The sequence below is a fragment of the Radiobacillus kanasensis genome, from assembly GCF_021049245.1.
Taxonomy (GTDB): Bacteria; Bacillota; Bacilli; order Bacillales; family Amphibacillaceae; genus Radiobacillus; species Radiobacillus kanasensis.
Map to the genome: position 1 here is coordinate 2,413,625 of NZ_CP088020.1, position 26,077 is coordinate 2,439,701.

The window sequence follows — 26,077 nt, forward strand, 5'->3', positions numbered from 1 at the left end:
GAGGTCTGGACACTAAACTAGGCACGTGAAAGGAAGGATAACATGACTAGAGTTGAACGATTATTTCAAGAACTAAAGTTCGGAGGATTAGAAGGAGCTTTCCTAACCTCCAAAGCGAATATTTTTTACTATACTAATTACTACACAGATCCACACGAAAGACTAGTTGCCCTTTACATAGATGCTACTGGAAATCGTTTACTTATCTTACCCTCTATGGAAAAAGAAGATGCAAAACAAGCTGGATGGAATGGAGACTTGTTGACATATAAGGATACAGAAAATCCATGGAAGATGCTTGAATCTTACCTTGATCATAAACCTAGCTCGATTGGAATCGAAAAAGAACAATTACCTGTATCACGTTATGAACAGCTCACACAAATCTTCAACCAAACCGAATTCAAAGATACTACTGAGCTTTTCAATCATATTCGGATGGTGAAAGATGCAGAGGAATATAAACGATTGAAAGAAGCCGCTGAGCTAGCTGACTATGGTGTTAAAGTTGGGGTTGAAGCCATTTCAGAAGGGAAAACGGAGCTCGAGATTTTAGCATCTATTGAATATGCGTTAAAAAGACAAGGTGTAAGAGAAATGTCTTTTTCAACCATGGTCCTATCCGGCCACAAAACAGCATCTCCTCATGGGGCACCAGGCATGAAAAAAATTAAAAAAGGAGATCTTGTCTTATTTGATTTAGGAGTTGTCTTGAACGGATATTGTTCCGATATTACTCGTACGGTCGCTTATCAACATGTTGATAAGCAGCAAAAGGAGATCTACGAAACAGTACTAGCAGCACAAAAGAATGCAATTGACCAAGTAAAGGAAGGTATCGAAATTGGAACCATAGACCAAGTGGCACGAGACCAAATTAAAGCGAATGGCTATGGCGAATACTTCACACACCGAATTGGGCATGGAATTGGCATTGATGTTCATGAATACCCATCCTTAACGAGTCACAACCCTTTAAAAATCAGAAAAGGAATGAGCTTTACCATTGAACCAGGCATTTATGTTCCTGGTATTGGTGGCGTTCGAATTGAAGATGAAATCTTTGTAACCGAAAATGGAGTGGAGCTTCTAACAACTTATCCGAAAGAAATGCAAATTGTTTAAGGTGAGTCTTCGGACTTACCTTTTTTTTAAAAATCCGCTACAGCCTAGGGAAACAGGTGGTATAATAGAAGTAAGAAGGGAGTGTTTTCTATGAAGTTTGAGTATAATCGTATTTTAGTAGCAGTTGATGGTTCCAAAGCATCTGAACACGCATTTCATAAAGCAGTTGAAATTTGTAAGCGTAATCACGCCAGAATGATACTTGCTCATATCGTCGATACGAGAACTTTTACAACTCTTGAAGCTTATGACCATTCCTTAGCCGATCGGGCAGAAGAGTATGGTACAACATTACTTCAAGACTATGAATCAAAAGCAACAGAAGCTGGGGTTGGCTATGTAGATACACTCATGGATTACGGCTCCCCAAAAGTAAAGATACCGAAAGAAATGGCGGTAAAAAGTAACGCAGACTTAATCATTTGCGGAGCGACTGGCTTGAATGCAGTCGAACGTTTTTTGATTGGAAGTGTGTCAGAGAGCATTACACGATACGCGAAATGTGATGTGCTCGTTGTACGTGGCTAATACAAAAAGAGCGGAGCTAAAAAACAAAGAGGAGAACCATTTCGTTCTCCTCTCGTCTTAATATTGCGCGACCTTAAGTCCTTTTTCGACAGCGTCACGAGCAATCATGACTTCTTCATTTGTTGGAATAACAATTACTTTTACCGGAGAATGTGGATAATTCAAGAATGTTTCTTTTCCACGGATTTGGTTAAGGGAAGGATCCCAATAAACCCCCATAAACTCTAACCCTTTTAACACTCTTTCTCTTACTTCAATACTGTTTTCTCCAACACCAGCAGTGAAGATAATCGCATCTACTCCATGCATTCTCGCTGCATAAGAACCTAAATATTTATGAATTCTTTCTGCAAATACTTCCAGTGCAAGCTCTGCACGTTTATCATTATCTTTCGCCTTTTGAGTGATGTCTCTTAGATCACTTGAAAACCCCGATAAAGCAAGCATTCCACTTTCTTTATTTAAGACATTCATAACCTCAGCAGCGTTCTTACCTGTTTTGTCCATAATGTACGGGATTAGAGCTGGATCAATATTCCCAGATCTTGTCCCCATTGTAACACCAGCAAGTGGAGTAAATCCCATGGATGTATCGATGGACTTTCCATTTTCAATGGCAGCAATACTTGCCCCATTACCTAGATGACAAGAAATTAAACGTAGCTTCTCCAACGGCATACCAAGTAATTCAGCCGCTCGTTGAGAAACGTATTTATGTGATGTACCATGGAAGCCGTACTTTCGAATGCCATACCTCTTGTAGTAATCATAAGGAAGGCTATATAAATAAGCTTGTTCTGGCATTGTTTGATGAAATGCCGTATCAAACACAGCAACTGCCGGAACGTTTGGTAAAATTTCACGGAAAGCTCTTATTCCTGTCAAGTTGGCAGGGTTGTGTAGAGGAGCCAATTCCGAGACTTCCTCAATTTCCTGAATCACAGTATCATCAATTAATACGGAATCACTGAACTTCTCTCCACCATGCACGACACGATGGCCAATTGCATCAATTTCATCAAAGGACTGAATCACGTTGTTAGATATTAACTTGTCTAATAACATTTTGACAGCTTCTTCGTGATCGGCGATATCTGTTACCGTCGTATCTTTTTCCTCATTTACTTCTATAGTAAAAACGGAATCAGGAATTCCAATGCGTTCCACTAATCCTTTTGTTAGCACTTTTTCCTCGGGCATCACAATAAGCTGAAATTTCAATGATGAACTACCAGCGTTTATTGCTAAAATATTGCTCAATGTATTCAATCCTTTCTTGATCTCCATGTTCCTCGATCTGTAATACCTCTACCATTTAAACACCCGATGCCTAAGTTTGCAATTACAATCCTTTAATGGTAACGCTTGCGACACAAAATTTTTATATTCTAACTATTCAGCAAATCTTTCCGTCTCAAACCAATGATTAATTTTCTTCAAAATATTATTCGTTGCATAGGCATCTTTAAAGGATGGGAGTTGCGCAATTAACGCTTCTTTCGGCGCTTTCGTTCCTTCTCCCTTTTTTTGAAGTATAAAGATACTTTTTGCATTTTGTTCAGATTTAAACATGGAAGCTGGTAATTGTAATAAACCAATCACATGAGCATGTTTGTGTAGAAAGTTATGTAGTTTATCTGCTTGATCGCTTTCAAACAAGAAGTTTGGGATAACAAAAAACAGATACCCACCTTTTTTCGTATATTTCAAACTCTGTTCGATAAATAGGTGGTGCGAATAAGAATGACCCTGATCCGCTTTTAACTCATATTGGTCTGCTTGTACATCATCCGGATAATAGCCAACCGGTAAATCGGACACCACTACATTCACCGGTTCTAAAAGGAACGGACTTAAGCTATCTTGGTGAAAGTATTCCACGCCTATTTCTTGTAAGTTCGCACTAGCTACAGCTAAACGAATGAGTAGTGGATCGACCTCACTACCATAGGACTGTACTTCCCCCATTTGATTCACGACTGCGGTTAACAAGTTGGCCGTTCCGGAAGCTGGATCAAATATTCGAACCGTTTTTTTATTCGATCCTAGCATTTTTTGAACTAAGTACCCGATAAAAATGGCTACTGTATCCGGTGTTACAAGGTGCTGTTGTTGCGCTCCATCCTTCATTCCTTTTAGAATAGCAAGCTGCAAGCCTTTTCGTATCTCTTCTTTTTCGTATTTCTCTATGTGCAATTCTTTAGCTTTTTTATGTAGTGACTGTTCAAGCACTTCACTAAATGCTTCTGTTGGCTCTTGACCTAGATAAAACTCAAGTCCAATTGCAATGGCTTCTAAGTATGGGACCTCCAATTGATGTTCGATTTGTTCTGCGACCCCATCTATCCATAAGTAAAACGACTCTACATGTTGTTCGTTCATTAACTGTTCCTCCAATCCCTAAGCAGTTTTCGATATCTCCCACTAGATTCTAGTATGGACAAGAAAAGCATAGAAAAAACTGCCTCCTTTTTATTATGAAGGCAGTTAAAAATATTGTCTAATATAACGAAACTAAATACTAGCATCGCCATTGGATGGCTTTTCCTCAGACTCCTTTTTTTCTTTTTTGTCCTCTTTCTTACCATCTTTACCTTTGCTTTCGCCTTTTTCATCCCCTTTTTGAGAACCCTTTAGGATTTCTTGGATTTTCTCAGCCGCTTGTGGGGCTAGGTCTAGCATCCTCTCATATAGATGAGTGTGTTGATCCAGGTGAATCATTTGTACACCGTTCCCGTTTACAATTAAAAAAGCAATAGGTGTAATCGACACCCCTCCACCGCTTCCGCCTCCAAAGGGAAGTGGCTGTCCTTCAGAGCTAGAGGAATCGGAACTTCCTAAGCTTTGCTGGCTGTAAAAGTCACTTCCACCTGCTGCAAAGCCAAATCCAACCTTGGATACTGTAATAATGACGCTACCATCCGGAGACTCAATCGGATCTCCGATGATCGTATTTACGTCTACCATGTCCTTCAAATTCTCCATCGCCGTCGTCATCAAGCCTTCAATTGGATGTTCATTCATGTTTCTTTCTTCCTCCTTAGGATTGTGTCAAATTACTAGTCCGAACTTTTTTCTGTTGTTTTTTTCTAGTTTTTAATAGTTGAATGAATGCGTATATAGCTTGTCCGATTCGAATGGAAACCATACATTCTACCTTAGTCATAGAGAACGCTTGTTGAAACAAAGGAATCACTTGAATCGAAGGTTCTGTTTTGAAATTCATATGTTCACCCATGTACCGAAGAATAGTCCCTTTCATAGCCCAGACACTACCGGATAGGACACCTGTCATACTAGCATCTCCCACCCCAACTCTACTTATCCAATTGAAGCGGTGGATTTTGACTGGCCGAAGTAACCGTTCAATATTTCGTTTCCACTGCTTGGAAGACTCAATCCAGTTTCTCACCATATCCAATTTTCGAACATAAGGGTCAGAGTAAGAAGATTCTGTGTGATCCATCTGAGGAATATCGATCATTGATCCCCGATCACTAAAAGAAATCGTCTTTTTCAAAATCGGTAATTTCCATACTTTTAAGATTATCTTTCCTTCACTCTGTTTCGGAATAAGTATAAGGTCCACTGTTGCATAGATTGGCAAAAAAAGTCCTACAATACATAAAAGAATAAAAAGTAAAATGACGATAAACCAGAACATGAGCCCACCTCCATACCTTCATTATTTTCATAGTAGGGAAGGTTTAAACCCTGAATTCACTCCCACTGGGATAATCATAAAAATGATGATACGATGGAGAAGAAGATTGGTTACATAATGAATGGAGGAATCCACGATGGATACACGTCGAAACCTATATTTTTATTATCCAAAGGAAGAAGAACTTGAACAAAAATTGGAACCACTATTCAAACTTGCGAGAGACAATAATTTTTCTATTGTTGAAGATGCAGAGGACGCAAATGTTATTATAAGTGTCGGAGGCGACGGTGCCTTTTTACAAGCCGTTCGAAAGACTGGATTTCGCCAAGATTGTTTATACACGGGAATCGCTAGACATAATGAAGCGGGATTATATTGTGATTTTAATTTAGAAAATTATGATGATATGGTTCATTCTATTATGAATGAAGAGTTGGAAGTAAGAAGGTTCCCGGTAATTGATGTGAGTGTAAACGAGGAAACTAATTTCCTATGTTTAAACGAGGTAAGTATTCGTTCCACACTTATCAAAACGATTGTCATAGACGTATTTATTGATGATAATCATTTCGAACGCTTCCGAGGCGATGGCTTAATTGTAGCAACACCTACAGGTAGTACAGGCTATAACAAGTCGACACACGGTGCGGTTGTCGATCCTAAAACACCATGCTTCCAAGTGAGCGAGCTTGCAAGTTTAAATAACAATCGTTACCGTACACTCGGTTCATCCTTTATTTTAGATAAAGAAAGAACCTTACGTTTGGAAATTATTCAGGATGGCAATGATTATCCGATTATCGGCTTTGACAACGAGGCATACTCGGTTAGAAACATTCGCGATCTCACCATTACAATGAGTAATCAAATTGTGAAAACGGTAAAATTAAAAAACAATTCCTATTGGGATCGCGTAAAACGAACTTTCTTGTAAGGGCGTAAGATGCAGCTAGCATTTTCTTCTGTTAAATAATAAAAAAAGTCATTTTTGAAAAAAAAGGAAACCTTCCATTAAAATTGAGAAGGTTTCCTCTTCTTTATTACTTTGTTTGATACACGACATCTTCATCAATCACTGTCTTCATTACTTTTACTTGTGAAATAGCTGACGGTTCAACTTGTGATAAGTCCTCTTCCAATATGGTAAAATCGGCCACGTAACCTGGTGCAATCTTGCCCATTTGATTCTCTTTACTAATGGCAAATGCACTTCCTTTCGTATAAAGGGAAATAGCTTCATATAAGGTTAGACATTGATCCTCGTTATATGTTTTTCCGTCCATAGAAGATTGGCGTAAAACTGCTGCCTGGATTCCAAGTAAAGGATTTACGCTTTCAATTGGCGCATCTGAACCACCTGCACAAGGAATTCCAAACTCCAAAAATGTTTTCCATGGATAAGATTGTTTAGCTCTTTCCAACCCAACTCTTTCGATCACCCAAGGAAAGTCAGAAGCAACAAAGGTCGGTTGAATATCCAATACAACTGGAACACGTTTCAAAATATCTAGTAGTTCTGAATTTACGATTTGTGCGTGAATAATACGGTCACGACGGTTTTTGTGCAACGGATACTTCTCAATCAATCGAGCAATTGTTATGGCCGCCTTGTCTCCAATTGCATGAACAGCGACAGGCATATCTTTTTCACGGGCTTTTTTTACAAGTACCTCTAGCTCTTCATCGCTATGAATGGGGATCCCATAATTGCCCGGTTCATCCACGTAAGGCTCGCTTAACCAGGCCGTTCTCCCTCCTAGGGCTCCATCGCTAAATATTTTCATAGCCCCAAGTTCAATAAATCCCGTCCCATCACCATAGTCCAATCCATCTTCCATCACTTCATCAAATACACCATGGTGTATGAGCAAATGAGCTCTGAACTTTCTCTGTTTTCCGTTAATTCCTCTTTTAAAAGCCTGGTAGGTCTTCTTATAGCCTCCATAATAATTCAAATCTTCTGTATGACCACCAACTAATCCAAGTCGAGTTAGATCATCAACGCTCTTTTCTACTAAGTTTTTCAAATATTCTTCCGATACTTCGGGTACGACTTTTTTAATGATATCTTGGGCTGTATCTAAGAAGAATCCTGTTTCTTCCCCGTTATCATTTCTTTCAATCAACCCGCCCTGCGGGTCTGGTGTATCCTTGTGAATACCGGCTAACTGAATGGCTTTGCTATTCGCTAAAATGGCATGACGACATACTCTTGTTAGGATCATCGGTTGGTCAGGAGCTACTTCATCTAGCTCTATTTTTGAAAGAATTCGAGGATGTTCCCATTGGTTTTCATTCCATCCTTCCCCAACGAGCCATTCCCCTTTTTGCATGGTTTGAACTCTATCCTCTAAGGCAGCCAAAACTTCTTCGGCCGATTTCATAGGCGAAAGGTCCAAATGGGTTAATTTCTCCCCATGCCCAATAATATGTAGGTGACTGTCGACAAATCCTGGGTACGCTGTAGCGCCCTTGATGTTATGTTCCTCTGTAATTTGATTTTTATATGTTTCACGGAGGGATCTTTCTGTACCTACAGCCTGAATAACACCATTAGACGTGAAAACGGCATCCATTTTATCTCCCTCTTTTTCCATTGAATAAAAGGTACCCCCGTACCATAAAACACCCATATACTTCGAGCTCCTTCTTTACTGTATTCCTTTCATCATAAACAGCCTTTAGGTTGAATTGCAACTAGAATGACTATTTTCAAACAGGAAAAAGGGAGTAGTCGAAACTACTCCCTTTTCAGCCAATTTATATTTTATTATTGTCCGCCAAATGGTTGGCCTCCAAGCTGAGATTCAGCCATTTGCACTAGACGTTTAGTGATTTCTCCACCAACAGATCCGTTAGCACGAGAAGTTGTATCAGCTCCAAGATTAACACCAAATTCTTGTGCAATCTCTACCTTCATTTGATCAAGTGCTTGTTCCACACCAGCTACTAGAAGTTCATTACTATTGTTGCTTGCCATGATGTCTCACCTCCTCGCTACACTTCTATAATGTGCAGAATCGAGAGGGAACATACAAAAAATGAACTGGTAGTTCTTTCATCTGCTTCCAGTTGGTTAGAGAAGATCCTGGAACTCAGCAGAACGATTTGCGGTAACTTCCATTGTTTCGATTTGTTGTAATGCTTCTTGAAAGTCTTCTTCTAAGTCCAGCTGATTTTCAAAGAACTCCACCTTTTCTAAGCGTGGCTTCGTCTTTGGAGCATTCGGAATAAAAATGGTACAACAGTCTTCATATGGCCGAACTGATATATCATAAGTCTTAATCTCTTTTGAAATCGGAATAATCTCTCCTTTATCCATCGCAATTAATGGACGAAGTACAGGATATGAGCTCACTGCATTAATCGCATGCATACTTTCCATCGTTTGACTTGCAACTTGTCCTAAACTTTCTCCAGTAGTTAGAGAGAGGATTTGACGCTGCTTCGCTACTGCTTCACTTATGCGAAGCATCATTCTACGCATTACCGTCATGGAATAGCCATGTGGAATATGTTGATGAATCTTTTGCTGTAAGTTTGTAAAAGGAACCATATGCACTTGAATGGTATGACCAAATTCTGTTAATCTCGCCACTAAATCAAGTACCTTTTGTTTCGCTCGCTCATTAGTAAACGGAGGGGAATGAAAATGTATCACCTCTAGTTTAACGCCTCGCTTCATGGTAAGATAGCCGGCTACTGGGCTATCAATTCCACCCGACAAAAGAAGCAACGACTTACCAGAGGAGCCTACAGGTAAACCGCCCGCTCCTTTAATTTTGGTTGATGTAATATATGTCGCTTCTGGGCGGATTTCCACGACAATCTCCACATCCGGTTGATGGACATTTACGGTATATCCCTCTGTATTTGAAAGAAGATGACCACCCAGAACTTGATTCATATCCTGAGAACCAATTGGAAACTGTTTATCGATTCGCTTCGTCGTTACTTTGAAGGTTTTTGCATGGGCATTCTCCAGCGCATATAATGCAGCTTCTTTGATAGCTTCTACTTCATTATCCGTTTTAATTGCTAAGCTAAAGCTTTGAATCCCAAATACGTCCTTACATTTATCTAAAATCGGTTCAGGATCCTGTCCATTTAAGAGAATATACATTCGGTCTCGGTTAGCTTTTACTTTAATCCCCGAAAAATCATGTAGCTTCAACCGGACATTTTCATGCAGTTGATTCACAAAGATCTTACGATTGTTCCTTTTCAATGACATTTCGCCATAACGAATTAATATATGATCATAGTTCATTCTTATCTACCCCATTACTTTGCTCAATTGTTGTTTGACGGATTGAAAAGCTAAACTAAAGGAATGAATCTCCTCCATCGTATTGGAATACGATAAGCTAACCCGTAGTGCGGAAGTTGTTCTGTCTTTCGGTAAACCACAAGCCGCTAACACAGCACTCTCATCTTTATTTTTCGAGGAACATGCAGACTTCGTAGAAATAATAAAGCCCTCTTTCTCTATAGCGTGGATGACCACTTCTGGTTTAAAGCCAGGTAACGAAAAATTTAAAATATGCGGGGCATGGTGTTCACTATCATGAAGGATGACACCCTCCATATCACGCAATTTTTCAGAAAGCGCCTGTCGTATATCTGCTAGTTTTCCCTTATCTTGACTCTGTTTTTCCAAAGTCATTCTTAGTGCTTTTACGAAAGAAACTGCACCAGGAAGGTTCTCTGTGCCAGATCGATAACCAAATTCCTGTTCTCCTCCATGTAATAATGGAAATAAGGAAATATTTTTTCGAATGTAGAGAACCCCTGTCCCTTTTAAGCCGTGTATTTTATGACCTGACATTGTACAAAGGTCAATCTTTTCCAATGAAAGTGGTACTTTCCCTAGCCCCTGAACGTGGTCGACATGAAAATATAGCTTTGGATAACGACTACACACCTCTGCGATTTCCTCGATTGGTTGAATGGTTCCAATTTCGTTATTAACATGCATGATAGTCACTAGAATGGTATCAGAACGAATTGCCTTTTCAAGATCAGACACCGAAACTCTTCCTACTTCGTCAACCGGTAAGTACGTCACATCATAGCCCTGTCCTTCCAACGCTTTACACGTTTCCAAAACAGATGGGTGCTCGATTCTTGATGTAATAATATGTTTCCCTCTATTTACATGCTCATAAGCAATACCTTTAATGGCGGTGTTATTCCCCTCTGTTCCACCAGATGTAAAGACGATTTCTTCCTCTTTCACCTGCAATAACTGAGCAGCTTGCCGTTTTGCAGCAGACAACAACTGCTCCGCTTCCGTACCTAATTGGTGAATAGAGGATGGATTTCCAAAATACGTTGTGGAAACCTGGTGAAAGCTATCAAGCACTTCTTTATAAGGTTTTGTGGTTGCACTATTATCTAAATAAATCATGTTTATTCTCCTATCAAACACGTATGCCAATTACTAATATTATCACACTTTCTTTCCTATTGTTATGAAAATACTTGGCCCTCATTACACAGATGGATGAAAAAAACCACATCACTAGGATGTGGCTTCTAAGAACTCGTTAGTTCACTATATTTTCTTTCCTCTAAACGTTTAATTGCATCAGGGTCTACTTCTTTAAGAGCTTGTACAGCTTGTTCTAAAGCATTTTCATATTCATAATTCCGGAACATTTTTTCTGCTTCTAACAACTTTGCCGCCAATATAGCATGCTGACTTCGATAACGGTTTGCGTATTGAATGACTAATTCAACTAACTCCGCCTGTTCCAGCAACAGGTTGGTTTGCTCCATAACAGCGTTCACAGCTTTCTCCGCAGCATCCAAGGAATGCTGTACTTCTCCCATGTCTAACGGCTGTTTTGCTAAGTTAGATAATACTTTTTCTAGTTTTTCGCTACCTTCTGTTAATAAGCCCCAAACATAAGAAGGAACACCTGGGATGTTACTCTTCTTTAACTTTCGATTCGTATCAAAGAGTTGCTTGCGCATTTCATGGACTTTTCCCTTTGCTTCTAGCTCGTCTTTTCGTAACGTACGAATTTGTTCCTTATATTCTGTATGTCTTAGTTGTAATTCTTCTAAGTCCTTAGAGCTTACTTCTAACGCATCTCTCATCGAAACAAAGGTTGCCTTATCACTTTGCATTTCTTCTTTTATTTCCTCAAATTGATTACGGATAGATTGCATCCACTTCTCTAGGCTCAAATGGGATTCTAAGTCACTATCTTCAAAATAATAAGTATGTTGTAAGCTTTCAATTTCATCTTTTGTTTCTTGGAAATCCTTTAAAGAATCCTCAATCAGTTTTTCATAACTTGGGAAATGCTTCTCTACAAAGTTTTTCGATAGCGCTTCTTTTTCTAAAAGCTGATACATTTCTTTTAATCGTTGATCAATGTGTTCGGATACTTCAATCGCATCACTCATATTTCCTTTTTCAAGATCAAGAACAGAAGCGACCAATCTCTCTTGGAACTTGTGGAGTTCCTTTTCAAACCCCATTTGTTCAATGCGATATCCTTCTTCTTTCATGTCCTTCAGCCCAGCAAAAAGGTCATCAATTTGTGTCGGTAATGTTTGTTTACAGCTCTTGTAGATCTCTGGGAACACTTCCATTTCGTATTCCACTTTTTCTAGATGTTCTTTTAAGTCATCTACAATGACTTGTGCTTCTGTGTAATCTCCAGAATCAGTTAGATCAAAGTATTGTTGTAGCTTACCATCTAACTCATCAAATTCCACTTCAAAACGAATCTCGGCTTTTCCATATTGGAAACGATTTTGAATCATCATTTTACGAAGTTCTTTTATACGAGGTTGAATATCTTCAATTTCTTGTCTCGTATGTTGCTCTGCCTCCATTAATTGGTCAACCTCGGCAAAAATTTGTTCAATGCTCTTTTCGATTCGTCCTAAAATCTCATTCACCGCACGAAGATTTTTCTTCGCAGTAGATATACGATATCGATCCGCCGCTTCCTCAGCATCTAACAAGTACTCTTCAATATCCGGTAGTTCTCTCGTAAGAATGAGTTCCCATCTATCCTTCCATGATTCGAACTTATCTTGCGTTTCCCCTGATAAATTAAGGTCTTTAACTCGAGATAATTCAGAAGTTACATTGCGATTCATAATATCCATTTTCCAGTTTTCTAATCGATCGACTTCATCATATACTCTTTTTCTTAAAATCAATCCTACTACGATTAGCGCAATTAAAAAGAGTATAAATCCAATGATATAAGCCATAAAAAGCCTCCTATCAGCACGTACTTATCTATAAGGATCATTCGTAAATTGAATTATTATAATACCACTATGATACCATGTTCCCTACCTTTTTTGGCTATATTTTTTCAAATAAATTTAAGAACTGACAAAAACTATCAAGCATTCGTTTTATTTGCGGGATTTTTGTCGAAATTATCCCTAAAAAAAATGCATAGAAACTTCGGGAAGTCACGCTTTTAGTCACGGGTTGACCACTAGTCTCACTTAACTTAGATTCAAATTCTTCTTGCTGAAGTTTTGTACTTTCTTAATGCGAGAAAAAAACAAGCTTCTCTATTTCTAGAGAATACTTGTTCTCTCAGCCTTCTTCCCGTTTTTTTGTCACGAAATCTAACCATTGATGTACGGTATGGGAGTACCTCGTGATAAATAAATCTTGTGACTGATCCCAGGTGACTTGTTCCCTCCACTCATTAGCAGTCATTTGCGGTGTAATAAGCAACCCTTTTAATTGTAGGAGAAAAAATTGCCTATCTATTTCGGAATGATTTGTCCCTTCGACTGCTTTTTCAAACACAGACTTAATGAGATGATTTTCTTTAGCCAAGTAAGTAACCATTAATTCTCGAACAAAAACGGAGTCTATCGTTAATTCTCTTTGTATAAAACAAGTAAATTGATGTCTTTTTTGCTTATACTGTATAATGAACGAAACCATTTGTTTCAATCTTTCTAATGAAGGAGATTGTTCGGTTTGTTGCGTGATGGCTTCTAACTCTTTTAGGTAACTTTCATAATACGTTACCACTGCAGATTCTAACAAACCTTGTTTACTATTAAAGTAATAGTTTATTAGGGAAACATTGACATCTGCCTTTTTCGCAATATCACGAACAGAAGTGCCATGATATCCTTTGGCATAAAACAATTGACAAGCAGCATCCATCACTTTTTGCCTTGTTACATTGTTTTTCATCTTCTTCAACTCCTTATATCACTTTTTACGACATTGATGTACGGAGTCCTGCAAGATTCGCTCGTCAATTATCGAGCCTCTAGCAAAGAACTAGAAAGATTTTTGTCGTTTTTTCACTAAAGGGAGGGGTTACATTGTTTAAAACAGAAAGCTACAGCGGTTCAACAGAAAAAGATTATCAATTATTGCTTAAACAATTAGAGGCGATTGTTATGGATGAGTCCGACACTATTGCTAATTTGTCCAATGCCTCTGCACTTCTAAATCAATTTTTAGATGAAGTAAACTGGGTAGGCTTCTACATCTGGAAGGATGAAGAAGATGAGCTTGTACTCGGACCTTTCCAAGGTCTGCCAGCGTGCAATCGTATCAAATCTGGACGCGGGGTTTGTGGAACATCATTTGAAAAACAGGAATCCGTCCGTGTAGAGGACGTTAATCAATTCCCTGGTCACATCGCCTGTGATGCGGCAAGCCAGTCCGAGATCGTTATCCCCATTATAAAGGATGGAGTAGGATATGGGGTACTAGACATTGATAGTCCCATTACAAATCGATTTGATGAAGTAGATCAGAAGTATTTAGAACAATTTGTAGAAGTGTTGAAGAAATATATCTAATGTAAAAGACTTGGTTTCTCCAAGTCTTTTCTTTATGCTTAAAGCATTCACTGTTGACACAGCCTTCTATAAATTTTATAATGTTCTTTGTGTAATGAAAAGGTAGCCTATGTGAACCACCGTTAGTATCATTTTGTTCCTTATTGGCAAAGGCCAATAAAGGTGTATCGTGTAACTCTCTGCTGCTGGAGCGATGGTGCATAAAAACAAAATGACTTATGGAATAGGAACACACTGTCTTTTTTTATGCAAATCTTATATATAAAAGGAGAAGATGTACAATGTCTCGCTATACAGGTCCTGTATGGAAGAAGTCTCGTCGTCTTGGTATTTCTTTAACTGGTACTGGCAAAGAGTTAGACAAACGCCCTTACCCACCTGGACAACATGGTCCAAACCAACGTAAGAAAATATCAGAATATGGTTTACAACAACAAGAAAAACAAAAGCTTCGTTTCATGTACGGAATTAACGAACGTCAATTCCGCAATTTATTTGAAACAGCTGGTAAAATGAAAGGTATTCACGGTGAAAACTTCATGATTCTTCTTGAATCCCGTTTGGATAACCTTGTTTACCGTCTAGGTCTTGCACGTACTCGTAGACAAGCTCGTCAGCTTGTTAACCACGGTCACGTAACTGTAGATGGAGGTCGTGTTGACATCCCATCTTACCGTGTAGCACCTGGTCAAGTAATTGGTCTACGTGAAAAATCTCGTAACCTAGATATCGTGAAAGAATCTGTAGAAGCTAATAACTTCGTACCAGATTACGTAACGTTCAACGAAGATAGCCTAGAAGGTACTTACACTCGTCTTCCAGAGCGTTCTGAATTACCTGCTGAGATCAACGAAGCTCTTATCGTTGAGTTCTATTCACGTTAATAGACATAAGCCAACCCCCAAGATGTTCATCTTGGGGGTTTTAGTTTATATTCATTCTTCTATAGGTTGTAGTTTCTTAGAAGAAAACATCAGGTTCTGACTCTCATCGTGGATAAATGGAAAAGACCACGACTCCCGTACTCGATCTACCACAGCTTGCTTCATAATCGGATGATCTCCTAGCGGTGAACAAAGCATAATTCCTTTATGAGAGAGTGGAGCCATTTCTTCTTGCATCGAACGTATCAATAATCCGTCAAACCATAAATAAGGCAAAACGATAATAGAAGTGTTTCTGGAGCTTGCCTCGGCAAGTGCATCCTCAAAGGAAGGCTTGATTGCTGCTAGAAAACAGGTTCTTATTTGAAAGGAAACACGTCTTCTTAGTTTGTCAGCAATTCTATTGATATCAACTTTTGTTTCTGGATGATAGCTTCCTCTCCCTACTAACAATACGAGTGCTTTTGTATTTTGTTCCACTTGATTCAGTCTTTCTTCTAATACATCTATTATCCTTTCTTGCACACCTATTGGACGACCGTATGAAAAGGTAACGGTTGGGTAGTGTTGCTGCAAACTATGAATGACCAATGGAATATCATAATAGGCATGAGTAGCGCTTAACAATAAAAGAGGAACAACGGAAATCTTTGTTGCGCCTTGTTTAACAAGAGATGCCACACCTTCTTCCATGGAAGGGCTTGAAATCTCCAAAAAACAGATTTCTTGTAGTGGTACATCAATACGTGGTTCAATGCCTTTCACAAATTGAATAACTTCCTCTTTTCCTTTTTGTACACGTGTTCCATGCCCAACATATAATATTGCTTTCAATGGTCTCCCCCTCGATTAAATGACAATAGTGTTCTGTTTGTGCTCATCTACTCCTTTGCTTTCTTCAAACCATTGCAATTGCTCACGTAAACGGACAACCTCCCCTATCACTATCATGGCTGGATTTTGTATGTGATCCACTTGATGGGAGATATCCGTTAATGTTCCTGTAATTGTTTTTTGATCACTCCTTGTTCCCCATTGAATAATGCCAACTGGAGTTAACGCATTCATCCCATGGGCAAGTAACCTTTGACATATCACGGGCAATTTTTTCACTCCCATATAGATACAAAGGGTCTCCACATTTTCCACTAAATGTGTCCAGTATTGTGCCGTCTCGTGTTCCGGATTAAATCCAGAAATAAACGTAACAGAAGAGCTAAGATTACGGTGTGTCAACGGAATACCTGCATAGGCTGGAGCGGCGATTCCCGATGTTATGCCAGGTACAATTTCAAAAGGGATCCCTTGTGCTTGCAGGGCAAGTGCTTCTTCTCCACCTCTTCCAAAAATAAACGGATCTCCACCTTTAAGCCGTACTACATTTTTGTTCTCTTGCGCAAATTGACACAGTAAAAGATTAATATTATCCTGACGTAATGCGCTTTCCCCAGGCTTTTTTCCACAATAAATCAGTTCAGCACTCGGTTTCGCATAGCCTAATAGTTCCTTATTTACTAGCCGATCATACAGGATAAGATCTGCTTCCTTAATGGTTCTTAATCCTTTAAGCGTTAGCAATTCCGGATCTCCTGGTCCAGCTCCTACCAAATATACTTTCCCCAACATGATCCCTCCCTTTTTCTTTATAAACCCATCCAATAAACGGTCGCTATCGTGCTTAGCATTACGATCAAACTTAAAGGAAGTCCGACCTTAAAAAAATCGACGAATTTGTATCCCCCCGGATGATACACGATTAAATTGGTTTGATATCCAATCGGTGATAAAAAACTAGCAGATGCACCAATGGTAATAAGGACTAGAAAAGCTAATGGATCTTCTCCTAACTGGTTCGCTGCCTCAACAGCAATGGGAAACATAAAAACAGCTGCCGCATTGTTCGTGATGATTTCTGTAAACACGACCGTTATGAAGTATAGAAAAATATACACTCCTAAGTCGCCTAGTGGAATAGAAAGCTTTATCAAATAACTGGCTATCCAATCTGCCGCACCGGTCTTAAACAGGGCGGTGCCAATACCGAATGAACTAGCGATTAAGAGTAGTACGTGAAAATGGACAAACTCTTTTGCTTCATGAAAGGATACAATTTTGAATAACAGATAAAGCACAACAGTCATACTCATTGCTTTAAACATCGACAATACATCCAAGCTAACCAAAATAATCATGATGGTAAAGATCAAGGCAGTCAACAATGGGCGGGTTGCGTTCACTTTTTCTACCAACGGGTGATCTTCGACTGGGGATACGAAATAAAAGTCATTCGAATAAGTCGTACGTTTTTCAAAATCATTTCCCGTTAGGAGCAAAAGGGTGTCCCCCGGCCGTAAAACGATATCACCAATTTTACTTTCGATATGTACATTGTCGCGATGGACAGCCAAGACGCCTGCATCATATGTTGCCCGAAACCCCGTATCCTTGATTCTTTGATAGACAAGGGAAGATTGATGAGAAATCACAACTTCCATCAGACGATCCTGGCCATTTTGTAGCCTATCCAGGTTCACTTTTGTATCTGCTTTTAGTGTAAGACCTTTTATGTCTTGAATGTCCGCTATGTTCGATATTTTCCCTGTGAAGATAAGATGGTCATTCGCCCTTATAATGGTTCCGCCATGGACAGGATAAATCTTTTCTTCTTTACGAATAATCGCAATTAAATAGACGCTTTCTAGATTTCTTAGCCCTGCCTCTTCCACCGTTTTGTTAATGATGGGGGTTTCTAAAAAAGGATAATTCTCTTCCACGATTGTTTCGATCAAATATTCATCGCTTTTTTCTTTCAGCGTATAATCTACATGATGATAATTAGGTAGTAGCTTGTATCCAAGTGTAACGAGGTACGTAATTCCTAAAATACACGCCGGCAAGCTGTAAATGGTCAAAGTGAATAACGAATACCCCTCTAACCCTCTTTCCAACATTAAGCCATGAATGACTAGGTTTGTCGACGTTCCCATTAATGTTAGAAGTCCCCCTAGAATAGAAGCAAAGGAAAGGGGGATGAGGAACTTGGATGGAGAAATGTTATGATCCATGCACCATTTGCGAACAATCGGTGTAAGTGTTGCCACGATAGGCGTATTATTTAGAAAAGCGGATACTCCTGTAACCGGTATAAGTAGTCTACTTAAGGATCGTTTTTCTTCCTTATTCTTTTTCAAGAGCTGGTACATAACGCGTTCCATAATCCCACTCTTCTGCAATGTACCCGCTACAACAAAAAGCAGACAAACCGTGAGCATTCCTTCGTTGGAGAAACCTGCAATTGCTTCCTCCGTTGTCAGTATTCCTGTTGCAAGTAGAATAATCAGTGCTATAAATACTGTCAAATCAGGACGAGCAACCTCTTTTACTAAGCAGACCATCATCGTTAGGACAACGAATAATGTAAACAACATTTCCCATGTCATCCAAGTCGCCCCCTCTCTTCCGGTGGAAACATGTTCCCTTAAGCTAGTTTGTTATATAGTGATGGGTAATCATGTATTCCAAAATCATTTGCACCGCTTCTTGTACCGATTGGTCTTCCGTTCGAATAACTAACTCTGGTGAACGCGGTTCTTCGTATGGAGCGTCAATCCCCGTAAACCCTTTTATCTCTCCTGATCTTGCTTTTTTATATAAGCCTTTCGGATCTCGCTGTTCACAAACCTCCAAACTTGAGTCCACATAGATTTCTATAAACTCTTCTGGATCGAATAGCTCGCGAACTTGGTCACGGTCCTCACGAAAAGGGGAAATGAATGCCGCTAAGGTAATTAGACCTGCATCCACCATTAACTTAGATACTTCTCCAATTCTGCGAATATTTTCTGTTCGGTCACGTGGACTAAACCCTAAATTTTTGTTTAAACCGTGCCGGACATTGTCTCCATCTAATCGATACGTGTGAACCCCGAGTTCATATAAAGCTTTTTCCAGCTCAACAGAAATTGTGGACTTCCCTGAACCGGAAAGGCCAGTAAACCAAAGTAAAACACTATAATGTTTTTTTAACTTTCTTCTGTCCGTCTTTGTTACCTTTGATTCGTGCCAAACAATATGGCTAGATGTACTCATTTTATTTTCCATCCCCTTTACGCTTGCTTTAGTGCTTGGATAAGGACATTCGCCACTTCCGGTCGTGAGAATTCCTTCGGTAGCTGTTCCCCATTTCGTAGTCTTTCACGTACTTTTGTACCACTTAAGTGCACGTGATTATCCTTATCATGTGGACATGTTTTAGCTGTGGCCATATTTTCACACTTTGTACAATAAAAGGCGTGCTCGAATTTAAAAATGTGAATGCCTAATTCTTCTTCAAATTCACTTATGAATTCTTGTGCCTCATAGGTTCCATAGTAATCTCCTACTCCGGCATGATCGCGCCCAACGATAAAGTGAGTGCAACCATAATTTTTTCGAACAATTGCATGCAATACGGCTTCCTTCGGTCCTGCATAGCGCATCGCGGCAGGGTATATCACTAAGCGGCTCCGATTAGCCGGATAATAGTTTTTCAAAATAACTTGATAGCTTTCCATTCGAACGGCTGCTGGAATATCATCTGTCTTTGTTTCTCCGACTAAAGGATTTAACAATAAGCCGTCAACCGATTCCAACGCTATTTTCTGAATATATTCGTGTGCACGATGGACAGGGTTTCGAGTTTGAAATCCAACGACTGTGTTCCATCCTAATTCCTCAAATAGTTTTCTCGTTTCACTAGGATCCTTATAAAAGGCTGCAAACTTTCCGTGACTCGGTCGATTCAATAGAGTAATTGGCCCAGCTAGATGAATATCCCCCCGTTCAAATAATTTCTTTACACCTGGGTGAGCTTCATCTGTTGTTCCATACACTTTTTTAGCTTCCAGTGGCTTGTCAATGGTGTATTTTTCTTCAACAGCGAGGGTACCGTATATAATCCCGTCTTCCCCTTTAAGTGTGATTTCATCGCCAACTTGATAATGACTCTCTTCCGAAGCTGCAACAGATAACGTAATCGGAATACTCCAAATCGTGTTATCTGCAAGACGTGTCTGATCGAGGACACTTTGATAGTCTTCCTTCCCCATAAAACCGTTAAGGGGACTAAATGCTCCAATCCCAATTAACTCTAAATCCGATATTTCCCATGCTGAAATCGTCAAGGTTGGAAGAGCGTTGGCTTTAAGGAGTGCTTCTTCTCTTTCATCCCCTATTAATTCTCGATTAATTAAAGTGCCTCCATGTGGCTCGATTGTCATACTTGAACCTCCCATAGTGTAAAATCGTTATTCACTAATTCCTTACCTCACTTGGAACACGATGAAAATCCAGTCCTGATTTGACTTCCTCCACATAACCTGCGCGGATGACATAATCGCCAAAGTGCTCCTTTTCCTTACGTTCTTTTGCATAAGCAAACAATATAGGGCTAAGCGTGCTAAGTATCTCCTTTTCACCGATATTCTCTTTATATAATTTGTTCAGGCGATCACCATGAAAACTACCACCTAGATACAAGTTATATTTGCCTGGTGCTTTTCCAACAAAAGCGATTTCTGCTAACCCTGGGCGGGCACAACCATTTGGACAACCGGTCATCCGAATCGTAATTTCTTCTTCCCGTAAACCTGCTTCATCTAATAATGTTTCGAGCTTATCTATTAAAGAAGGGAGATAACGCTCTGACTCTGCCATTGCTAAGCCACAGGTTGGAAGAGCAACACAAGCCATCGAATTTCTTCGTAGTGCCGAATTTTCTTGTCCATCGGTTAGCCTGAATTTCTTTACTAGTTTTTCGATGGATGATTTTTCTTTATCCGTAACATTACTTACAATTAGATTTTGATTTGGAGTTAACCGGAATTCTCCACGATGGATTTTGGCAATCTCTCGAATAGCTGCTTTTAACTTATACTCGCCTGTGTCAAGTAATCTCCCATTTTGGATAAAAAGTGTTAAGTGCCATTTCCCATCGCCTTTTTCCCAGCCATATCGATCCCCGTTACGCTCAAATTCAAAGTCTCGTGTAACTCCAAGCTCCCACCCTAATCGTCTATTTAACTCCTGCAAAATCCATTCCTTTCCTAGTCGATCCACCGTGTATTTAAATCTCGCGTGCTTTCGACTAGACCGGTTCCCATAATCGCGTTGAATGGTAATGACATTCTCCGCAACATCCACCAGCTTATCCTTTGGACAAAAACCGATTACTTTTCCAACTTGCGGGTAGGTAGTCGTATCTCCATGTGTACTTCCCATTCCACCTCCAACGGCTACGTTAAAGCCTACTAGTTGGTTGTTTTCGACAATCGCGATAAAGCCAAGGTCTTGGGAAAATACATCAATGTCGTTGGATGGAGGAACGGCAATACCAATCTTAAATTTACGTGGCAAATAAAGTTCCCCATAAATCGGTTCATCCTCCTCACGACTGTCGATCACTTTGTCCCCATCCAACCAAATTTCGTGATACGCTTTCGTTCTAGGTAAAAGGTGCTCACTTACTTTTTGAGCAAGATCCTGTACCTCTGCATGTACGTCAGACTGATATGGATTAGCACCACACATGACATTCCTATTCACATCACCACAAGCAGCAATCGTGTCCAAAAGAGCACGATGAATATGCTGCATCGTCGGTTTCATATTCCATTTTAGGATTCCATGCATTTGAAAAGTTTGTCGTGTCGTAAGTTTTAGGGTGCCATTTCCGTATTGATTACTTAAATCGTCCATAACTAACCACTGTTCTGGTGTAGCCACTCCACCTGGTAGCCGTACACGAATCATAAACTGATAAGCAGGCTCAAGCATCTGCTTCTTACGCTCCAATCGGATATCACGGTCATCCTGCATGTAGCTTCCATGAAATTTTATGAGTTTCCCATCGTAATCAGGTATAGCTGCACTTAATGGATCCTCAAAGCTTTCTTCTAGTGAGCCTCGTAAGTAATTACTATCCGCTTTTATTTTTTCCATCTCACTCGGAGGACCTGCTTCATATGGAAACTTCTTTGACATGATGAACTCCTCCCATCCAGTATTAATAAACATCTCTTTGATAGCGCTTCTCCTTGCGCAAAGTGACCAAAAACTCTTCCGCTTCCTCTTTTGTTTTGCCACCTTCTTTTTCAATAATAGTAAGAAGGGTTTGATGAACATCTTTGGCCATATGTTTTTCATCCCCGCAAACGTATAGATAGGCCCCATTCTCCAACCACTCGTACAGTAATAGACTTTTTTCAAGCATTCGATGTTGAACATAAATTTTGCTAACCGTATCTCTTGAAAATGCCACATCCATCTTGGAAAGCACCCCGCTTTTTAGCCATCTCTGCCATTCCACTTGATAAAGAAAATCAGTCATGAAATGCTGCTCACCAAAAAATAACCAAGTTTCTCCAGTAACTCCAAGCTCTTCCCTTTCCTCTAGAAAAGATCGGTATGGGGCAATACCCGTTCCAGCGCCAATCATAATAATAGGTGCACTTGGATCCTCTGGTAATCGGAAGCTTTTATTTCGTTGGACGTATACCGGAATCTTATCCCCAACTTCTAATTGTTCGGCAATTTTACCAGAGCACACTCCGATACGGTCCCGTCCATGAGCCTTAAATCGAACGGTTCCGACTGTTAAGTGAACTTCATCGGGGTTGGCTTGGCAACTGCTGGCAATGGAATATAAACGGGATGGCAGTTTCCGTAGAACACTAATAAATTCACTAGCTGTTGCCTCCCATGGTCCAAAGTCTTGAACTAGATCTAATACATCTCTTCCTTCCAAATACTGATTCAACTCTTCACGGTTGGAACCTAATAACTCCTTTAGCGATTGGTTTTCAAAGACATCTACTAATTTCTCAATCAACGGTTTGGTTAGTTTCGTAATTTCATAGGTTGATAATAAAGCATTTCGTACAGTATCTAACTCCCCATCTTTGTTTATAAGTACTTGTTCATCTGGATTAAACCCCATTTTATTTATGATCTGGTCAACAAGCATGGGATGATTAGTTGGAACGATTCCTAGACTATCTCCTGGTTCAAAATGCAAATTAGATCCCTCGAGATCAAGTACTAGATGACGTGTTTCTTTGTTAGAGCCGCGTCCATTTAAATTAATATTTTCTACTATTTCTGCATGAAACGGATTTTTCTTGGAGTACTCTTTTTGCATAGCAGGTGCAACCACTTCGGTTGTAGATCCAACTTCACCACTATTGGAATGTTCGTCTAATACTTTAGAAGTAATATCCTCCATCCATTGGTTAGCCGGATCCTCAAAATCCAGATCACACTCTACTCTTGGTAGTATTCTCTCAGCTCCTAATTCCTCTAGGCGCTTATCGAAATCCTTACCCGTTTTGCAAAAAAATTCATAGCTACTATCTCCAAGAGCCAAGATAGAGTATCTTAGTCCATCTAACCTTGGTGCTCTTGTGCTATGAAGGAAATCATAGAAAGCAACTGCATTATCTGGTGGGTCTCCATCACCGTGGGTACTTGTAATAATCAATAAATCTTCAACCTTTTGAATTGCCTTTGGTTTGAAATCATCCATTAAATAAGTAGAAATTGAAAGCTTTTGCTCTTTAAGCTTTACGGTGAACTCTTCTGCTAATTGCTGGGCGTTTCCCGTGTCCGTACCATAAAGAATGGTTATTTCACGTTGTGGAACCGGTGCTCTATTTTCTACAGAGCCTTCTGCCTTCAAAGCTTTTTGTAAATCTGTGCCTCTTTCAGTTAATGCTGATGCAGAAAGATACCCACTTAACCAAAGGATTTGCTTATCAGTTAGTGTCGGCATCAGCTGATTTAAAAGGTCGGCCTGCTCTCGACTAAAGGGACTATTCACTACTTGAAATTGCAACAATGCCACCTCACAAAAGGATTTTCGATCATTTTTTATCTTTTCACAGGTAACTGCATGAGTGGAGGAGGTTATCAAGATCTCGGTGTGTGTAACCCACATTCCGTCTTGCTCGTACCTTGCCATCTTCCGGCTCTACTATCTCCCCCATCTAAAACAGCTGATGTACAAGGGATACAGCCAATACTTGGGAAGTTCTGGTCATGCAGTTCGTTATAGTCCAAACCGTGATCCCTAATGTATTGCCATACATCCTCCCAAGTCCAGTGAATTAACGGACAAACCTTTATAGACTGAAAGCGCTCATCCTTATTCACAAAGTTGGTGTTCCTTCTACTAAGAGATTGTTCTCTCCTAAGTCCTGAAATCCAAGCTGTTACCCCAGAGAGCGCCTCTTCTAATGGTTTCATTTTTCTAATGTAACAACACTGGTCTGGATCTCTTTTCCATAATGCACTCCCATGTTTGCTAGCTTGTTCCTCCAGTGTTACATCTGGCTTCAACATCCTGATTTGCAGATTAGGATAACGTTGTTTTACTTTTTCAATAAGCTCGTATGTCTCTGGAAAGTGAAGGTCCGTATCCAAGAATAAAAGGCTCGCATCGTTCTTCACTTTAGAGATAAGGTCGATTAAAACGATCCCTTCCGCTCCGAAACTACATGAGTATATGATAGACTCTTGAAAGTGTTGATAAGCCCATTCTAATACTTTAGAAGCACCTTTCGATTGATCGGTAGGATTCCAATCAACAAATGGATCCTTAGAGAAATTTTCATAGGAAAGCATGATTTTCCTTACCTCCTCCTTAACCTCATCTTCCATTTTTTCATAACCATCACGGTGCTACCATGTAACATCCAATTACCAAATTTCCTTCGCTAACTCTACGATAAAACGTAGCTTCTCCCATTGCTCCTCTTCCGACAACTTATTTCCGTGATGCGTAGAGGAAAATCCACATTGCGGACTTAAGCATATTTGCTCTAAAGGCACATACTTAGATGCTTCTTTTATACGTGCTTTAATATATTCTCCATCTTCTAACTCTCCCCGTTTAGAGGTAACAACACCTAATACAACCTTCGGACCACCGTTCGGGATATGTTGCAACGGCTTAAAGCTTCCGGACCGTTCATCATCATATTCAAGGAAAAATCCATCCACTTTTTCTTTTGCTAACAAGATAGGAGCGATGATGTCATAGCTCCCTTCAAATGCCCAATTGGAGCGATAATTACCACGACAAAGATGGGTAGTCACTATTAAATCCTCCGGTTTACCTTCTAGCACACCATTAATTACTCTTAATGCTAAGTTGATTAGCTCTTCTCTGCCGTACTCACCTTGAGCTTGATTAAATGGAAGAGATGGTGCTGAAAGACCAGCAATATAGACATCATCTAACTGCAAGTAACGGACACCTGCATCATAAAACGCTTGGATTGCATCCCGGTATGCTTGAATTACGTCATTAGCAAAATCCTCAATATCGGGATAGACCGTTTTATCTCTTATTCCTTCGTGAAACAATTGATTTGGACTTGGTATCGTTTGTTTGGCAACGGCCCGACCACCAACAATGTCATTAAACTCAAGGAAATCTTGAATAAAGGGATGCTCCAGATTAAAAGAAACCTTGCCGTTATTACGTATGTTGTATCGTTCTGTTTCTTCATTTCCATGAAAAATATACCCAACCTCGGGAACATATCCTTCCATTCCATTCAAATGTTCTAAAAAGTCTGTGTGCCAAAATCTCCGTCTGAATTCTCCATCACTAACTAGTTCTAACCCTACTTCTATTTGCTTATCTACAATTCTTTTGATCTCTTTTGTTTCAACCTCCCGTAATTGGTGCTCTGAGATCTCACCTTGTTTATAAGCTTCTCTTGCTTGAAGTAAATTCTCAGGTCGTAATAGACTCCCTACGTGGTCTGCCCTAAAAGGGGCTTTTGTTACAGTAACTGCCATTAAAATCTCCTCCACTTTTCATTTATTTTGAACATTTACATGTTACAAACACCATAAAAAAAAGAGATAGCACCATCCTCAAAGGAAAGTGCTACCTCTAGTTGACTAGTCGGTAAGCGACGCTAATCAGTTATTTACATAAGTTGTTTTCTTCATCCAAGTAAGAACAAAAGCTCGGGGCGCCCGGGTTTAAGGATTACAGACTAAAACCGTC

The 26,077-nt window shown here is 39.7% G+C and carries 24 protein-coding genes; 5 read left to right on the top strand and 19 right to left on the bottom strand.

Translation table 11 applies throughout. The features are described from left to right. Positions 1–42 precede the first annotated feature (42 nt). Together KO561_RS12540 and KO561_RS12545 are read left to right on the top strand one after the other, a co-directional pair. Complete coding sequence (locus KO561_RS12540) at positions 43–1,125, top strand: M24 family metallopeptidase (RefSeq protein WP_231093617.1); 1,083 nt, start codon at positions 43–45, stop codon at positions 1,123–1,125. Between the two features lie 90 nt (positions 1,126–1,215). Then, positions 1,216–1,653, top strand: coding sequence for a universal stress protein (locus KO561_RS12545; RefSeq protein WP_231093618.1), 438 nt, complete (start codon positions 1,216–1,218; stop codon positions 1,651–1,653). Positions 1,654–1,710: 57 nt separating this feature from the next. Here the strand turns inward: KO561_RS12545 and KO561_RS12550 are convergent, their stop codons facing one another. The 4 genes from KO561_RS12550 to KO561_RS12565 all read right to left on the bottom strand — a co-directional run bounded on the left by KO561_RS12550 (position 1,711) and on the right by KO561_RS12565 (position 5,317). Continuing rightward, the gene (locus tag KO561_RS12550; protein WP_231093619.1) at positions 1,711–2,913 is read right to left on the bottom strand and encodes an acetate kinase; all 1,203 of its coding nucleotides are present in this window, start codon (positions 2,911–2,913) and stop codon (positions 1,711–1,713) included. A gap of 132 nt (positions 2,914–3,045) precedes the next feature. Then, on the bottom strand, positions 3,046–4,035 hold the full coding sequence (locus KO561_RS12555) for a class I SAM-dependent methyltransferase (RefSeq protein ID WP_231093620.1): 990 nt from the start codon (positions 4,033–4,035) through the stop codon (positions 3,046–3,048). Positions 4,036–4,167: 132 nt separating this feature from the next. Next, the gene (ytfJ, locus tag KO561_RS12560) at positions 4,168–4,677 is read right to left on the bottom strand and encodes a GerW family sporulation protein (protein WP_231093621.1); all 510 of its coding nucleotides are present in this window, start codon (positions 4,675–4,677) and stop codon (positions 4,168–4,170) included. Positions 4,678–4,693: 16 nt separating this feature from the next. Next, on the bottom strand, positions 4,694–5,317 hold the full coding sequence (locus KO561_RS12565; protein ID WP_231093622.1) for a DUF2953 domain-containing protein: 624 nt from the start codon (positions 5,315–5,317) through the stop codon (positions 4,694–4,696). 136 nt (positions 5,318–5,453) lie between these two features. On the opposite strand from KO561_RS12565, the gene KO561_RS12570 reads away from it, so the two are divergent. Beyond that, positions 5,454–6,254 (top strand): NAD kinase, encoded by an 801-nt coding sequence (locus KO561_RS12570; RefSeq protein ID WP_231093623.1) that lies wholly within the window; start codon positions 5,454–5,456, stop codon positions 6,252–6,254. Between the two features lie 106 nt (positions 6,255–6,360). Here the strand turns inward: KO561_RS12570 and KO561_RS12575 are convergent, their stop codons facing one another. The 6 genes from KO561_RS12575 to refZ form a co-directional block, all read right to left on the bottom strand. Beyond that, positions 6,361–7,953: an amidohydrolase gene (locus KO561_RS12575; protein ID WP_231093624.1), complete on the bottom strand. Its 1,593-nt coding sequence runs from the start codon at positions 7,951–7,953 to the stop codon at positions 6,361–6,363. Between the two features lie 137 nt (positions 7,954–8,090). Then, positions 8,091–8,300: an alpha/beta-type small acid-soluble spore protein gene (locus KO561_RS12580; protein ID WP_231093625.1), complete on the bottom strand. Its 210-nt coding sequence runs from the start codon at positions 8,298–8,300 to the stop codon at positions 8,091–8,093. A 96-nt stretch (positions 8,301–8,396) separates the two neighbouring features. Further along, positions 8,397–9,590 carry a tRNA uracil 4-sulfurtransferase ThiI gene (gene thiI, locus KO561_RS12585; protein ID WP_231093626.1) on the bottom strand — a complete coding sequence of 398 codons (1,194 nt, stop codon included), beginning with the start codon at positions 9,588–9,590 and terminating at the stop codon, positions 8,397–8,399. 6 nt (positions 9,591–9,596) lie between these two features. Beyond that, positions 9,597–10,730, bottom strand: coding sequence for a cysteine desulfurase family protein (locus KO561_RS12590; RefSeq protein WP_231093627.1), 1,134 nt, complete (start codon positions 10,728–10,730; stop codon positions 9,597–9,599). 128 nt (positions 10,731–10,858) lie between these two features. Next, positions 10,859–12,559 carry a septation ring formation regulator EzrA gene (gene ezrA, locus KO561_RS12595; RefSeq protein ID WP_231093628.1) on the bottom strand — a complete coding sequence of 567 codons (1,701 nt, stop codon included), beginning with the start codon at positions 12,557–12,559 and terminating at the stop codon, positions 10,859–10,861. A 340-nt stretch (positions 12,560–12,899) separates the two neighbouring features. Then, complete coding sequence (gene refZ, locus KO561_RS12600) at positions 12,900–13,517, bottom strand: forespore capture DNA-binding protein RefZ (RefSeq protein ID WP_231093629.1); 618 nt, start codon at positions 13,515–13,517, stop codon at positions 12,900–12,902. A gap of 134 nt (positions 13,518–13,651) precedes the next feature. On the opposite strand from refZ, the gene KO561_RS12605 reads away from it, so the two are divergent. Next, positions 13,652–14,137 (top strand): GAF domain-containing protein, encoded by a 486-nt coding sequence (locus KO561_RS12605; protein WP_231093630.1) that lies wholly within the window; start codon positions 13,652–13,654, stop codon positions 14,135–14,137. Positions 14,138–14,418: 281 nt separating this feature from the next. After that, positions 14,419–15,021: a 30S ribosomal protein S4 gene (rpsD, locus tag KO561_RS12610; RefSeq protein ID WP_231093631.1), complete on the top strand. Its 603-nt coding sequence runs from the start codon at positions 14,419–14,421 to the stop codon at positions 15,019–15,021. Positions 15,022–15,072: 51 nt separating this feature from the next. Here the strand turns inward: rpsD and KO561_RS12615 are convergent, their stop codons facing one another. The 9 genes from KO561_RS12615 to KO561_RS12655 form a co-directional block, all read right to left on the bottom strand. Beyond that, positions 15,073–15,855, bottom strand: a complete 783-nt coding sequence (locus KO561_RS12615; RefSeq protein WP_231093632.1) for a sirohydrochlorin chelatase — start codon at positions 15,853–15,855, stop codon at positions 15,073–15,075. Positions 15,856–15,870: 15 nt separating this feature from the next. Continuing rightward, on the bottom strand, positions 15,871–16,644 hold the full coding sequence (gene cobA / locus KO561_RS12620) for a uroporphyrinogen-III C-methyltransferase (protein WP_231093633.1): 774 nt from the start codon (positions 16,642–16,644) through the stop codon (positions 15,871–15,873). Positions 16,645–16,664: 20 nt separating this feature from the next. Next, a complete protein-coding gene (locus tag KO561_RS12625; protein ID WP_231093634.1) occupies positions 16,665–18,461 on the bottom strand; it encodes an SLC13 family permease in 1,797 nt (598 codons plus the stop codon). 43 nt (positions 18,462–18,504) lie between these two features. Beyond that, complete coding sequence (cysC, locus tag KO561_RS12630; RefSeq protein ID WP_231093635.1) at positions 18,505–19,110, bottom strand: adenylyl-sulfate kinase; 606 nt, start codon at positions 19,108–19,110, stop codon at positions 18,505–18,507. Between the two features lie 17 nt (positions 19,111–19,127). Beyond that, the gene (gene sat / locus KO561_RS12635) at positions 19,128–20,279 is read right to left on the bottom strand and encodes a sulfate adenylyltransferase (protein WP_231093636.1); all 1,152 of its coding nucleotides are present in this window, start codon (positions 20,277–20,279) and stop codon (positions 19,128–19,130) included. Positions 20,280–20,313: 34 nt separating this feature from the next. Further along, entirely contained in the window at positions 20,314–22,041 is a 1,728-nt protein-coding gene (gene cysI / locus KO561_RS12640) for an assimilatory sulfite reductase (NADPH) hemoprotein subunit (RefSeq protein ID WP_231093637.1), read from the bottom strand. A 22-nt stretch (positions 22,042–22,063) separates the two neighbouring features. Further along, entirely contained in the window at positions 22,064–23,890 is a 1,827-nt protein-coding gene (locus KO561_RS12645; RefSeq protein WP_231093638.1) for an assimilatory sulfite reductase (NADPH) flavoprotein subunit, read from the bottom strand. A 74-nt stretch (positions 23,891–23,964) separates the two neighbouring features. After that, positions 23,965–24,678 (bottom strand): phosphoadenylyl-sulfate reductase, encoded by a 714-nt coding sequence (locus KO561_RS12650; RefSeq protein WP_231093639.1) that lies wholly within the window; start codon positions 24,676–24,678, stop codon positions 23,965–23,967. Positions 24,679–24,753: 75 nt separating this feature from the next. Next, positions 24,754–25,863: a 5-methyltetrahydropteroyltriglutamate--homocysteine S-methyltransferase gene (locus KO561_RS12655; protein ID WP_231093640.1), complete on the bottom strand. Its 1,110-nt coding sequence runs from the start codon at positions 25,861–25,863 to the stop codon at positions 24,754–24,756. Between the last annotated feature and the right edge of the window lie 214 nt (positions 25,864–26,077).